Source organism: Haloterrigena gelatinilytica (assembly GCF_013342145.1).
GTDB lineage: Archaea > Halobacteriota > Halobacteria > Halobacteriales > Natrialbaceae > Haloterrigena > Haloterrigena gelatinilytica.
Genome location: NZ_JABUQZ010000002.1, coordinates 62,798 through 76,395 on the forward strand (window position 1 = coordinate 62,798; position 13,598 = coordinate 76,395).

The 13,598-nt window shown below is 63.2% G+C and carries 10 protein-coding genes; 3 read left to right on the forward strand and 7 right to left on the reverse strand.

Translation table 11 applies throughout. The features are described from left to right. Positions 1-261 precede the first annotated feature (261 nt). On the forward strand, positions 262-612 hold the full coding sequence (locus HTZ84_RS21490; RefSeq protein WP_174682690.1) for a winged helix-turn-helix domain-containing protein: 351 nt from the start codon (positions 262-264) through the stop codon (positions 610-612). Positions 613-765: 153 nt separating this feature from the next. Here the strand turns inward: HTZ84_RS21490 and HTZ84_RS21495 are convergent, their stop codons facing one another. The 4 genes from HTZ84_RS21495 to HTZ84_RS21510 form a co-directional block, all read right to left on the reverse strand. Further along, positions 766-1,530: a peptidase M10A and M12B matrixin and adamalysin gene (locus tag HTZ84_RS21495; protein ID WP_174682691.1), complete on the reverse strand. Its 765-nt coding sequence runs from the start codon at positions 1,528-1,530 to the stop codon at positions 766-768. Between the two features lie 96 nt (positions 1,531-1,626). Beyond that, complete coding sequence (locus HTZ84_RS21500; protein WP_309138839.1) at positions 1,627-2,010, reverse strand: hypothetical protein; 384 nt, start codon at positions 2,008-2,010, stop codon at positions 1,627-1,629. 308 nt (positions 2,011-2,318) lie between these two features. Then, the gene (locus HTZ84_RS21505; RefSeq protein WP_174682693.1) at positions 2,319-4,454 is read right to left on the reverse strand and encodes a bacterio-opsin activator domain-containing protein; all 2,136 of its coding nucleotides are present in this window, start codon (positions 4,452-4,454) and stop codon (positions 2,319-2,321) included. A 377-nt stretch (positions 4,455-4,831) separates the two neighbouring features. Continuing rightward, a complete protein-coding gene (locus HTZ84_RS21510; RefSeq protein ID WP_174682694.1) occupies positions 4,832-5,680 on the reverse strand; it encodes an ICP22 family protein in 849 nt (282 codons plus the stop codon). Between the two features lie 150 nt (positions 5,681-5,830). Here HTZ84_RS21510 and HTZ84_RS21515 point away from each other — a divergent pair, with 150 nt between their 5' ends. Further along, on the forward strand, positions 5,831-6,220 hold the full coding sequence (locus tag HTZ84_RS21515; RefSeq protein ID WP_174682695.1) for a CopG family transcriptional regulator: 390 nt from the start codon (positions 5,831-5,833) through the stop codon (positions 6,218-6,220). 76 nt (positions 6,221-6,296) lie between these two features. Here HTZ84_RS21515 and HTZ84_RS21520 read toward each other — a convergent pair whose 3' ends face one another. Then, positions 6,297-7,994, reverse strand: a complete 1,698-nt coding sequence (locus HTZ84_RS21520) for a cobyric acid synthase (RefSeq protein WP_174682696.1) — start codon at positions 7,992-7,994, stop codon at positions 6,297-6,299. Positions 7,995-9,639: 1,645 nt separating this feature from the next. Between HTZ84_RS21520 and HTZ84_RS21525 the strand changes: the two genes are divergently transcribed. Continuing rightward, positions 9,640-10,866 carry an orc1/cdc6 family replication initiation protein gene (locus HTZ84_RS21525; RefSeq protein WP_174682697.1) on the forward strand — a complete coding sequence of 409 codons (1,227 nt, stop codon included), beginning with the start codon at positions 9,640-9,642 and terminating at the stop codon, positions 10,864-10,866. 475 nt (positions 10,867-11,341) lie between these two features. Here HTZ84_RS21525 and HTZ84_RS21530 read toward each other — a convergent pair whose 3' ends face one another. Continuing rightward, positions 11,342-12,808 carry a hypothetical protein gene (locus HTZ84_RS21530; protein ID WP_174682698.1) on the reverse strand — a complete coding sequence of 489 codons (1,467 nt, stop codon included), beginning with the start codon at positions 12,806-12,808 and terminating at the stop codon, positions 11,342-11,344. Continuing rightward, positions 12,805-13,575, reverse strand: a complete 771-nt coding sequence (locus HTZ84_RS21535) for an ABC transporter ATP-binding protein (RefSeq protein ID WP_174682699.1) — start codon at positions 13,573-13,575, stop codon at positions 12,805-12,807. The genes HTZ84_RS21530 and HTZ84_RS21535 overlap by 4 nt, the downstream gene beginning before the upstream one ends. Positions 13,576-13,598: the final 23 nt, after the last annotated feature.

The following is a 13,598-nucleotide window of genomic DNA, read 5'->3' on the forward strand; positions in this document are numbered from 1 at the left end:
GTCCGTCCGCGTTCGCTGCCACGGCGACACCGGCCAGCGTCCTCCGGTGACACCGGCTGATTACCGTCGGCCGGTCTCGAGATCGCCGTCGGTCTCGACGCCGATACGAAAACCGTTTAGCCGGTCACTACTGAGTGACTCCGATCGATTATTCGAGGCTATCTCTCGTTTTCAACACCTTTCCTGACGTATAACCCAATCGATAAAGCCGAAACTATTAGTTACCACTGGAAATATAGTTCGTACCGAGAGTGAACGATAGTGAAACTGCGTCAACCTACTGATTTCCTGATCCTTGAGGCGCTCGAGGAGAAAGGCCGAAACGTCGCAACGAATCTCGCCGAACACACGGGGAAGAGCCGCAAGAACATCAATACTCGGTTACCGGTACTCGAAGATTACGGGCTGGTCCGCAAGATCGGTCCGGCCGAACGGTCCGGACTGTACGAGATTACGTCGTCGGGTAAGGCGGCGCTCGTCTATCGCGACCAGTACGACGAGGTTGACGACTTCGAGTCGCTCATCGAAGGGCCCAGCGCCGGCGGAGTCGACGACAACGACCCGCAGGCGAGTTTCGTCCGCGGCGAGGACGACAGCGACGACGACGAGTAATCCGTTTCTGCCTCGGTCCGTTCGGACGATCCGCCTCGAAGCTGCGAGTAGCGTGACGTTGTGTCGCCGGCCGGCCGCCGATAGCGCCGATGAGCCGACCTCGAGGACGGTCGGAGCCGGCTTTCGACTCCCGCGTTCCACTGCTCTCCTCGCTTATCCGAGCCCGCTGCCGCTGTACGCGGCGAGTTCGCGTCGCGCGCACGCGGAGAATTCCAGACTGAGTTTTCGCGGTCGATGCGCCGGCTCCGGATACGGACGCCCGCACGCCGAGCGGTCGACGTCGGCGTCGCCGTTCCAGGCGTAACTGCTCAACATCGGCGTCGCGACGATCGCGCCCCCGTGCCGGAAGGAGACGCCGTGTTCGTGATCCAGCCCGAGCGCGTGGCCGATCTCGTGGACGAGCACCTGTATCGAGCGCGTGGCCGGTTCGTTCGGCACGATAACTCGCTCGGCGTCCGCTGCCGGCGTCGAGAGCAGGTCGTCGAACGACGCGAGCGCGGCGAGGTGCCGGGCGCCGCCGACCGACGCGACGTGCGGGAGCCCGTACCCGGTCGGCGTCCGTCGCATCTGGCCGTCCGTGACGAGCAGGTTGACGTCGGCGACGGGGGTGACCGCGGGCGCTCCCACCGCGCCCGTCGCGAGCGTCAGCGGCCACTCTCCGTGACTCGTGACGCGCGCCCCGTTTTCGGTCGAGACGTCGACGGTGCCGCCGATCGAGAGGTCGAGCGTCCAGTACTCGAGATCGAAGATCCGCTCGAGGTACTCCCGAAGCCGCTCGGCGACGCCGTCGTACTCCGCGGCGCCGCTCGAGAGCCAGACGCGGATCTCGAGGCTCTCGACCGGCTCTCGAGTCGTATACGCGAGCGTGCCGACCGAGGTGAGCGAGCCGACGGCCCCGAGAAACGCGCGTCGCTTCACACCGACGGCTCTCGCGGCCGACGGCCAGTTCCTATCGGTTCACATATTCGCCGCTTATCGGCGGCCCGCCGCAGCTGTCACAATCGGCGGCGGCGACTACTTCGGCAGCGAACCGTTCGGGACCGGCCGCCGCGTGTCGACGACGCGAGCGCCGCGGTCGTCGATTCGGAGCTCGACCCACGCGGGGAGGTCGTCGGTCGGCGTCAGCAACAGCAAGGAGCCGTCGCTCGTTTCCACCAGCCGTCGGTCCGGATCGCGCTGTCGCATGCACGGCGTCCAGCGGTCGGTTCGAAGCCGCCGCCTGAGCTGCCAGTGGGTGTAGTAGCGATCGTTCGATCCCTCGTAGAGGCCCTCGACCGGTACGTCCGGCATCACGTCCGTACACCCTCCCCCGAGCGGCGGCCGCTCGCCGCCGGAATACTCGTCGTTCCCATCGTAGTCGGAGGGGATCGACGCGTTCGCATCGTCGCTCGGGTTCATATGGCCCTTCTTTAACATCTCGTGAGTATCGGCGTTCGTGACGTATTCGCATCGACGGTCGGCGGGAGTCGGGCGCAACCAGCGCGTCGACGACCGGGCAGTGCCCGCAGTTGAGTGACGGCCCGCTACGCCGTCTCTCCGCTCCGTCTCGGCGGGCTTTGACGGCGAGATCGGCTTTCGGTTCGACACACCGGGTTTCCGGTGAACGAACGGCGGCGATCGATCGACGATCGACGATCGGCACCGCTGAGTACCCGGGGTCGGACCCGTCGCGTGCTCGCTAAGCGGTCCCGCCGGTCGACCGCCGCTCAGGGCGGCTGCGGGCCGCCGCTGGCTTCGAAGAACTTCTCGAGGACCGCCTTCATCCCCTTCCGGAGGTGCTGGTGCATCGTCGGCGGCGAGACGTTCATCGCCTCGGCGATCTCCTCGCCGGTGCTCTCGCGGGGCCACTCGAAGAAGCCGCTGTAGTAGGCGAGTCGCAGCGTCGTCAGCTGTCGATCGGTCAGTTGGTCGAAGATGCGATCCCGCCGCTGAGCGGCGGTTCGAACCGGGCGGTCGATCTCGCGGCGCGCGACGAGTTCGGTGTTCTCGTAGATCACCGTCAACGCCTTCGCGATCTCGCGGACGTTCGCGTCCTGCGAGACCTCGATCAGACAGGTTCCGACGCCGTCGTCGACGGTGACCTCGCGGAACGTCGCGCCGTGGTTCGCGAGCGTTCGGACCCCCGACTTCGCGAGGCGAATCTCGATCGTGCAGTTCTCGCCGCCGTCGTGAATGAGCCGACAGTTCTCGATCGACGGATGTGCCTCGGCCTCCTCGAGGACGGTCTCGCCGTCGAGGCCGTCGATCGTGACGTATTGGACGGTGCGGCCGTCCGCCGTCGTTCCGGCCCACTCGAGCGAGACGGTACAGCCGTACCGCTCGGAGAGATCGAACGAGAAGGTGTTGCCGCCGTCGATCCGGAACTCGAGTTCGACGACCGTGTCGGCGAACAGCAGCTGGCGGTTCTTGACGGCCATGATCGTGAAGCCGATCGTCTCGCCGAGCAGGCCGAACCCGGCTCGCTCGCCCTCTCCGAAGGCGTCTTCGCGGTCCGCGAGGACCGTCAGGACGCCGTAGACCGAGTCGTTGTGGCTGATCGGAACGGCGATCGCGGACCGGACGCCGTCCGTCCGGGCGGCCCTGCAGAGCGATTCGGGCATCGAATCGCTCGTCGGGATGCGCGTCGCCGTCTGGATCTCGCCGGTCTCGGCGGCCTGCTGGACCAGATACGCGTGGCCCTCCTCGAGTTCCTTCGCGCGGTCGAGGTACGCGTCCACGTCGCCGGCGCCGGTTCGGAAGGCGAGGGACCCCTCGCCCGTCCGCTCGGCGATCCAGGCCCCGCAGTACAGCTCCGACTCAACGAGCTGGTCGCAGACCTCCCGTTCGATGGCCTCCCGGGAGGGTGCCTCGACCAGCGTGTCGATCACCTGTCCGACGACCGCGCTGATCCTGTTGAGCGTCTCGAGTTCGTCCCGTCGCGATCGCAGCTCTCGCTCTCGACGCATCCGCTCGGTAATGTCTCTGGCGAGCCAGACGACGGCGTTCCGGCCGTCGATCGGTTCGTCGATCGGGACGACCCGCCCCTCGTACCGTCGGCAGCCGTCGGTCGTTCTCGCCTCGTACTCGATCGACTGTACGTCGCCGGTCCGGAGCGTTCGATCGACACACGCCTGCAACTCCGCGGCCCTGTCGTCGGGAAACACCTCCGCGAGGTTCTTCCCGGGCAGTTCGTCGGCCGTCGTCGTGTAGAGATCGGCGGCGTCGGACCGGACCTTCGCCTCGAGGTAGGTGCCGTCGGCGGCGATGACGAAGGCCTCGTCGGGCAACTCGTTCGCGAGGATGCGGTGGTACTCGCCGGTCGATTCCGTCGCCGGCCGACTCTCGACCGGGGCTGCGGAGACGCCGACCGCCCGGCCTGCACCGTTCGCCGCCGTGGCGGACGTCGGTTCGCCGGCGGTCTCGCCGGCGCTGACTGCCCCGCCGAGCGTGCGGATCGCATCGACGATCCGCTCGACCGGGTCCCCGTCGCCGTCGAGGGGCGCGTACTCGGCGGCGCCGCCCCGCAGCGCCGCCGCCGCGAGCGCCTCACTGCCGGTCGGCGGGGCGACGACCGTCGGCGCGTCCGGCCACGCCTCGAACAGCCGTTCGAGGGCGGTCCGAACCCGTTCGGGACGCTCGAGTTCGAGGACGAACCCGGCGGGAACCGACGGCCCCGCGTCGGACTCGCTTTCCCCGTCGGACTCGTTTTCCCCGTCGAAGACTGACTCGAGATCGTCCTCGAGGGCCGCTGGCGTGATCGATCGAACGCCGGCCGAAGACGCTTCGCAAAGCCGTGCCTGGAGCGACTCCGTGTGAGACGTCGAGATGTGTACGATCGGGCCGGAACGGATCTCGGGGGACATTCGATGGGGGACCGTGTGGTTCGTGACCGCTTGAAAGCGTCATTTCAGGAAAAGATTTTCGCAGAATAAAAGCGTACTGGTACTGGATATCCCGAACGGTTACGGCTACGAACGGCGTTCAACGGCCGCTGCGATCGGTACTCCGAGGGAGTTGCTTTCCTCTCCGTCGCTCGACGATATCGTTCGCTCCCGGTGGGCCGCCTCGGACCGTTCGCCCGTCACGGCCGCGGTGAAGTACCGCTACCACGAACACCGTCTACACATTCTAAACAGTCCACACATTCTAAACAGTGTAAAATCGGAACTACACGTTTAGAACGTGTATGCCGTGTAGATCCGCTGTTTTTCCGACTCAGCAAGAACCCGCTCGAACGCGACTAGAGTCGGCGCATGAACTTCGGCAGGATCCCCCGCTCGCTCGAGTCGGACGCGGCGGCCGGTTCGGCGCCCGGGTGGTCGAACTCCGCCCCGTCTTCGGCGGACTCGGCGTCGTCGAACGCGTCGGCGCTCGCTCCGCCTCGGCCGGCCGTCTGCTGCCCGGTCGCGTTCTGTCCGGACGCCGACTGCCCGGCGGTGTTCGGTCCGGCGGGCTCGGTACCGGCGGGACTCGAGGCGGTTTCCGCGGCGGCCGCTCCCGGTTCCGCTTCGCCGGCGACCGTCCCGGGATCGGCGACGCCGTCACCAGCGGTTTCGGAATCGGGGGCGTCGGCGCCGGCCGGCGATCCCGCGCCGATTTCGGTCTCGAGGACGGCGTCGAACTCCTCCTGGGTTCGCGGACCGAAGTAGAAGGGCTGATCGGGCCGGAGGTACTCGCGGAACTGGAAGTTGGCGTACCCCGCCCCGGCCAGCGCGAGGACGACCAGCGGTTCGACGCCGATCACGGTGGGGCCGGCGGTCAGGATGACGAGAAAGACCGATAGCGGCGAGTAGACGTAGTAGGCGAGCAGCCGAAACCAGGTGGCGACGTAGCCGTCGATGACGTAGGCATACAGTCCGTAGGCGCCGACGGCCAGTCCCGCGTCGGCGTAGATGGAGACCAGCAGACCGGCTTCGCCGGCGACGAAGATGTGGATGTGCGCCGCCAGCGCCCCCATCAGGACCGTCGTCCGGTTAACGTACGTCTCGTCTAACGCCATGCCGACGACGAGCACCGCGATCTGGATCAACGGCGCCGCTAACCACCAGGGGAGGGAACTGAGGAGGAACCCGAGGGACACGTCGATCACAGCTGTTCGTGTGGAGGGATCCGTCCCGCGTCCTTTAACGTTCGTCCCGTTTCGAGATTCGATACGAACGCCGAGTCCGTCGCCGATTCTTGTAACGGGCCGTACAATTCTTCGAAACAATCATTAGCCCGCAGCGAACACCGTAACGGTATGGCCAAAGATACCGTCAGGTACCCGGACGAGGTCGTCGAGGCGATCGACGAACTGGTCGACGACGGTATGTTCGAGAGCAAATCCGAGTTCTACCGCTTCTCCGCGGAGTACGTCCTCACGCTGCTCAACAACGACCACGAGGTGAAGACGTTCAACTTCGACGAGATCAAGACCGAACTCGACATCTCCGAGGAGGATCACGCGAAGGCGCTGGGTGCCGACGGTGGAACCTTCTTCCTCGACGCCGTGATCACCGTTCGCAAACACGGGCTTCGAGGCGACTACGAGGCCGCCGAGCGGTTCATCGACACCCACTACGAGTCGACCGATCAGGAGTGTATCATCCTCGAGGAACTGCTCGGAACCTACCGTTCGGAGCCGACGTAACGCGACCCGAAGCCGTCGTTGCTCCGACATCGCCCTGTCGTCCGTAGCGATTCGCTCGATCGCCCGCGACTCGAACTCACGAATCGAACGGCCGGCCGAGCGCCTCGAGATCGACGTGCTCGCCGACCAGCGCCGCGGCGCGGTCGTACGGCGTCGACCCGGACCCGACCGTCCGCTCGGTCTGCGAACCCGACTCCGAAGCGGCTGCTGACGCGGGCTCCTCGCCGGCATCCGTTCCCGTTCCAGCCGTCTCGGCACTGTGACGCGGGCGATCGGTTCCCGTCTCGGACGCGACGGCCTCGAGAAACGCCGTTCGGACCGCCTCGTTGTCGAACAGGCCGTGGAGATACGTGCCGAGCACGCGTCCGCGGGCCGCGCTCGAGTCGCCGAGCGGTCGGGCGATCGCTTCGCGCTCGGCCTCGAGCACGCGCGTCCGTCCGGCGTGGATCTCGTAGCCAGACGCGGTGCCCTCGGCGCCGGCCAGCAGCGGCGACGCGGACCCGTCGACTGGGACCGTCGTCTGCTCGACGCGCTTGGTCCCCTCGAACCGCGTCTCGACCGGTAACAGCCCGAGTCCCTCGACGACGGCGTCGTCGCCGGTCCCCTCGAGCGCCGCGTTCGTAATCCGTTCCCCGAGCATCTGGTAGCCGCCGCAGACGCCGACGATCGGCCCGTCGAACGCCGCGAGCGCGTCGGCGAAGCCGGCCTCGTGGAGCGCCAGCAGATCGTCGACGGTGTTCTTCGTTCCCGGGAGGACGACCGCGTCGGCGTCGACGGCCGCGAGCGGATCGGTACTGACCGCCTGTCCCTCGGCCGCCGACTCCGCGTCGACTGGCACGAACGCGACCGAGACGCCCGGCTCCGCGGCCAGCGCCTCGAGGTCCGTCGCGTTCGAAATCCTGGGGAGGCGCGGCACGGCGACGGTGAGCCGCCGGTCGTCGGGAACGCCGTCGTCGTCGCCCAGCACGCCGCGCTCGCGTTTCGATGGAAGGCCGACGCTGTCCTCCTCGGGGAGGCCGGGATCGTCGTACGGGAGGACGCCCAGGATCGGCACGCCGGTCTTCGACTCGATCTCCTCGATGCCGGGCTCGAGCAGCGACCGGTCGCCGCGGAACTTGGTGATCACGGCGCCGACGACCCGATCGCGCAGCGCGTCGGGGAGCAGTTCGATCGTCCCGTAGAGGCTGGCGAAGGCCCCGCCGCGCTCGATGTCGACCAGCAGGAGGATGTCGGCGTCGGCGAACCGCGCGGTTTCGACGTTCGCGAGGTCCCGATCGTGGAGGTTGATCTCGCCGATGCTGCCGGCGCCCTCCGCGACGATCACGTCGTGGTCGGCCGCGAGTCGCCGGTAGGACTCTTCGGCTGCGGCGCGGGCCTCGTCCCAGAACTCCTCGTAGTACCGGCCCGCGGGGACGTGCTCGTGGGCCCGTCCCTGCAGGACCAGCTGGCTCTCCCCGTCGCCGCGCGGTTTGAGCAGGACCGGGTTGCAGTCCGTAGTGGGGGTGATGCGGGCCGCTCGAGCCTGGACGAACTGGGAGACGCCGATCTCGCCCCACTTGTCGACATCCGGTTCGTCGCTCTCGTCGGTGTCGCTTCGGTCGTCGCCGGCCGCTGCTTCGGGTCGTACGACGACTCGAGCGTTGTTGCTCATGTTCTGTCCCTTGAACGGGGCGACCGAGACGCCTCGATCGGCGAGCAGCCGACAGAGACCCGCGGCAACCGTCGATTTGCCGACGTGGCTCGCGGTTCCGGCGACGAGCAGCGTTCTGGTCATTCGCGTGGGTCTCATTCGCGCGGCGTTCGGTATCGTCCTATCGATTCGTCGGAACGGATCCGGGCCGTCTCGAGGCCGTTAGATTACTATTCGTCGTTGTAGGGTCTGACAGCTGGCCGTCCTCGAAGTCGACTTCTTCGCCGGGATGGGGTTCGATGTGGGGTAGGATCTCGTAGGGGATGACGGTCGCTTTCCGGATTACCACTATAGGATCCGAGACGATTTTCGAATCCTTCAGCGTACCTCTTTTGTTCATCGGGGACAGTCACACACCACTTTTGCAAGTGGAGCTGTTCCGAACGAGCTGTGATTCCTGCTGTCGTAATGTCCAGTGAGAGAGGGAGGGGGTGCCCCAGTGTAAACTCGAGATATTCGGGACGTAGACACCACTAAGCTTCTGTCTTCACTTGCAACGATACTGTGTCCGAGTTGGCTACTGTCTCTAATGAGGAGTGTTCCCCAACATCGAATCGATAGTCGACCTAAGTGAGATTAGACTCCGTTGATTGACTACTCTGACACACCACGAGCTACGAGAACCCCCCGGTTCCAGTGTACGGGGGGTGTTCCAGTGTAGACGTTGTCCACTTATCTCATGGAGGATTTCCGTGACGCTCTCGAGATGTGGACCCTCTGCAAGCGCTTCGATCGCGAGTCCGGAATCGATCGAGATCGAATAGAAGCTCGACGTCCGCAGTCTTGGCTCTGATTGTACCTTTCGATAACCGTTTGACTACTATCGAGAATTCCGTGAAGTCACTCTGATGTGTGCTATCTATAACAGCAGACGTGCTGTGAGTTAGGTGAATCCAACGCTCTATGGCGATTCACCACTGTTTCTGAAGATTTCGATTCTCAGGAGGGTATGGAAAGCTACCAGACACACACCACTGTTTCCGGAGCTTTCGAGCACGAATGAAGCAGGATTACTACGATTTTCGAAGGTAATGATCTCCAGAGCCTTCGTATTGTTCTTTCAACGTGGCCGTTTACTGACGGAGACACACCCTCACTTCATTCGTTTTCAGGAGTGGACGGGTAGACTTTCATACCCACTACCGGTTCAAACGTAATTCAACTGCCGTACAGTCACACACCACATTTGCAAGTGAAGCCTGTTCCAAGAGCACCAAGTTGCTATCATAATGGATGGTGTAGAATGGATGTAGACGTGTTCCGCGTCTGTTCGAAATTCTCCTCGGTACGACCGGTCAACTTGCCAGCTTCACTTGCAAACATGGTGTGTCGCCACCTTCTTTTAATTGGATTCGGCGTTGTATCCTAGACTCGAGTGGGTATATTTCTCGTTCTGATTTTATCTACCCAGCCACACACTATGGTTGCGAGTGAAGCACAGCGGCGGCGACACTGCAATCGTGAAGCCGCTTTTCGGTACGATAGTCGGTAGAGACATATCACCGTTACAACTGAAATAGCTAGCCAACTGGCTGTTGAGCGTGAAAACTCTAGTTCGCCTTTTTCGATATATGATTTATATATTACATGTATGGGTATTAGATGAAATCGTGGTGTGTTGTTTCGCTGTAGCCATTGTGGACCCTTCACTTGAAAAGGTGGTGTCTCCCACTTTACTTGAATCAGATGAATGGGTGGTTTTATAACACTTCCTTCAAAATAGTTTCATATGACTCGGTTCGAACGTAAGAGGTCGATTTTTCAAAACAAAGATGCGTTGGGCGAGTCGTATCAACCGACGGAGATAGAGGAACGTGATGAAGAGATCGCTGCGTATACGGATGCGCTTCAACCAGTTGTGGACGGATGGGAGCCGAACAACGTGTTCATCTATGGCAACACTGGCGTCGGCAAAACGGCCGTCACCGAGTATCTTCTCGAAGAACTTCAGAAGGATATCGAACGCTACGATGACGTCGATCTTTCCGTCATTTCGATCAACTGCAAAACGCTCAATTCCTCCTATCAAGTCGCAGTACGGCTAGTAAACGAGCTACGTCCACCGGGAAACGAAATCAGTTCGACCGGTTATCCGCAGCAAACCGTCTTTTCGAAGCTCTACGATGAACTCGATGTTCTCGGTGGAACGATTCTCATCGTACTCGATGAGATCGATTCGATCGGTGATCGAGACGAACTTCTCTACGAACTTCCCCGTGCCCGCTCGAACGGCTATCTCGAGTCGACGAGGGTCGGCGTTATCGGTATTAGCAACGATTTCAAATTCCGTGAGCAACTCGACTCTCGCGTTCAGGACACGCTTTGTGAACGCGAACTCCAGTTCCCGCCGTACGATGCAACTGAACTAGCTAATATACTCGCTTCTCGAGCAGATATCGCCGTTAAAGACGATGCCTACGAGGATGGTGTCCTCGAGTTTTGTGCTGCACTCGCTGCTCGAGATAGCGGGAGCGCCCGTCAAGGCCTCGATCTCCTTCGACTTGCCGGTGAAATCGCGGAAAGCAGGGATGCGGACTGTATTTGCGAGGACCACGTTGAGGACGCTCGTTCGAAACTCGAGCAAGAACGAGTCGAGGAGGGAATGCGCGAACTCACAACTCATGGTCGTCTCACACTTCTCGCGGTGATCTCGAAGGCGGCAAAGGACGAAACCCCGTGTCGAACTCGAGAGGTCTATCAGGAATACGTCGATCTCTGCGAGTCCTCGGGGACGGATACACTCGCACAACGGTCGGTTCACAATCACCTCTCCGATCTTCGCATGCTCGGTATCCTCTCTGCGAAAGAGAATCGTAGCGGTTCTCGTGGAAACTACTATAGTTATAGCCTCGACGTGCCGTTCACGAGTGCTATCGGGGCAATGGCCGACGTGCTGTATCTCGATAGAGAGATTGAAGTGATTCGTGACATTGCAGATATGAACGATATCACATAGCGTACTCTACTCTGTAAATTGGATGCACTTCTGCCACGTCGGCTAGGGTAGTTCCGTCAAGTTTCACTTGTAAGAGTGGTGTGTCTCTGTTCCCGGATCGTCAGTTCCTTCCTCTAGGTACAATAGCTTCGGAAATAGTGGGGTGTTGGTAGCTCCGTAATTACATCCTCTTCTGCAGAAATATGCTCTAACAGATCATGTAAGGGCAATATTCACTTGAAAGAGTGGTGTGTCCAGTATCGACACGACGTGTGAGATAGCTCCGGAATTGGTGGTGTGTTGGCTGCTTCTTGACTCTCTCTTCTTCTACCGAAATCAGTCGAAAACGTGGTTGTAAGGCCCATGTTCACTCGAAAGAGTGGTGTGTCGTTCTCGACTCAACAGCTGCTGCACTCGATTCCTCCTGTTGATCGTAATTTGGTGGTGACGAGATTCACTTGAAAGAGTGGTGTGTGTCTCCCCTTCCAGAAACGAACTAGTCGCCATCTCGAGACCGCTGCTCCCAGCGCGGGCCGGCCCGATTCGAGAGAACCAACCCGACGACACCGAATCCGACCCCACCAACTCCCAGCGCCATCGCAACGGCCCCGGTTGGCGGAACTACGACGAACCCGGCGACCAGCGTCGGCACGAGCGCGACCCCCACCCCGAGCGTGAACAGCGAGAACCGAACGGCGTCGAAGAGGAACTCGTTGGGATCGAAGCCGGCGATGTAGACGGTCAGTCCGTAGTAGTACAGCGCGTAGCCCGCCAGCAGAATTGCGCCGACGACCGCGTCGACGAGCGTCGCCTCGAACCAGAGCACGGCCGCGAGATACGGCACCGCCACCGTCGGCGCGCCGACGAGGACGAATGCGACCCGTTTCGCCCGGAAGACGTCGTCGATCGAGACGGGGTAGGCGAGGTAAGCCTCGAGCGAGTCGAACTGGGTCAGCCAGTTGTACGTGGTAAACGCGGTCAGCCCCAGCACGCCGCCGAAGAAGACGCCCGGCGCCGGCGCGATCCCGGTGATCGAGTCCACGACGCCGACGAGCGCGGCGACCAGCGCCAGCAGGATGGCCGCGGAGACGAACGGCTTCGTGACGCCGCCCGACGAGCGAGCCAGATCGAGCAGCGTCTTCGAGACGAGCGCGCTGTCAGCACCGATCGCCTCCACGGGGAGCGCGTCGCTGAGCCGGGCGAACCGATCGCTCGCGGTCCGGGACGGCCGCCCGTAGGTCGGATCGTACAGGGCCAGTGACGCCGCGCCGACGACTCCGGTTCCGACCGCCAGTCCGATCGCACCGGCCAGTCCGCCGTTGATCGGCACGAACGCCTTCCAGACGGCCCCGCCGATTCCCGTCAGCCACGCCGCGCCGGCGACGACGACGATCGCAGCGGTGATCGCCCACGTCGGCACGCCGCGGGTTCGGACCGCGATCAGCGCGACGGTCAGGGCCATCCCGGCGGCGAACGTTAGCGACAGCGAGAGCCACAGCGCTCCCACCGCGGCCGGCGCCGCCGCGAGACGGTCGGCCAGCACGGCGTTCGAGAGCGCCATCGGCAGGACGAACGCGACCGCGTAGAACAGCGCGTCCTTCAGCAGGAAGACGCCCAGCAAGCGCCGCCGAGACAGCGGGAGCGTCGTCGACGACGAGAGGAGCAGCGAGAGCTCGCCGAACACGTTCTCGAGCATGTCCGAGCCGGCGAATCCGGCGGTCCCGCTGTAGAGACCGAAGCCGAGCGCGAGGACGTGCAGCCCCGTCAGGATCGTTCCGTCCGCGGTCCCCGTCTCGCGCAGGGCGACCGTCGCACCCACTGCGAGGACGGCGATAACTCCCGGGAAGAGCGCGAACCGCCAGCCGCCGAACAGCTGGGTGTGCAGCCGCCACTCCTCGCGGAAGAGCACGCCGAGCAGCCGCCGCGTCGAGGGTCCCGATCGGTCGGTCGTCGCCCCGCTCATGCGTCGATCTGCTCGAGCGAGGGCAGATCTCGAGCGTCCTCGCTCTCGACGCGCTCGAGGAACACTTCGAGGAGCGATTCGTCGTTGCCGTCCCCACCGCCGTCCTCACCCGCGAGCGAGCGCTCGGTCACGATTTGACCGTCGGCGACGATGCCGACCCGGGTACAGATCTCCTCGGCCACGTCGATGTTGTGCGTCGAGACGAAGACGGCGTTGTCGCCGGCGGCGTAGGAGACGAGGAACCGCTTGACCTGCTCCTGGACCAGCGGGTCGAGGTTCGCCAGCGGCTCGTCGATGAAGACCACGTCGGGCTCGTGGAGGAACGCCTGCGTGATCATCACCTTCTGCTGTTGGCCTCGCGAGAGGTCCGTATGCAGCGTGTCGAGTTTGTTCTCGAAGCCGAGTCGCCGGGCCCAGTCGGCCGTCCGCTCGGACACCCGGTCGGAATCGAGATTGCGGACGTCGCCGACGAACTCGAGGTACTCCCGCGGCGTGAGGAAACTCGGCGGCGACTGTTGCTCCGGCAGGATCCCGACTCGCTCCCGGGTTTCGATCGGCTCGGTCGCCGGATCGGTCTCGAGAACTCGCACCGTCCCCGCGTCCGGCTGAATCTGGCCCGTCAGCGTTCTGATCGTGGTCGTCTTGCCCGCGCCGTTGGGGCCGAGAAACCCGTACAACTCCCCGCGCTCGACGGTGAAGCTCATGTCGGCCACCGCCTCGACGGCTCCGTAGGACTTGCCCAGTCCGTCTACCCGAATTGCACCCATTGAACGCCGATACGTTCTCAGGA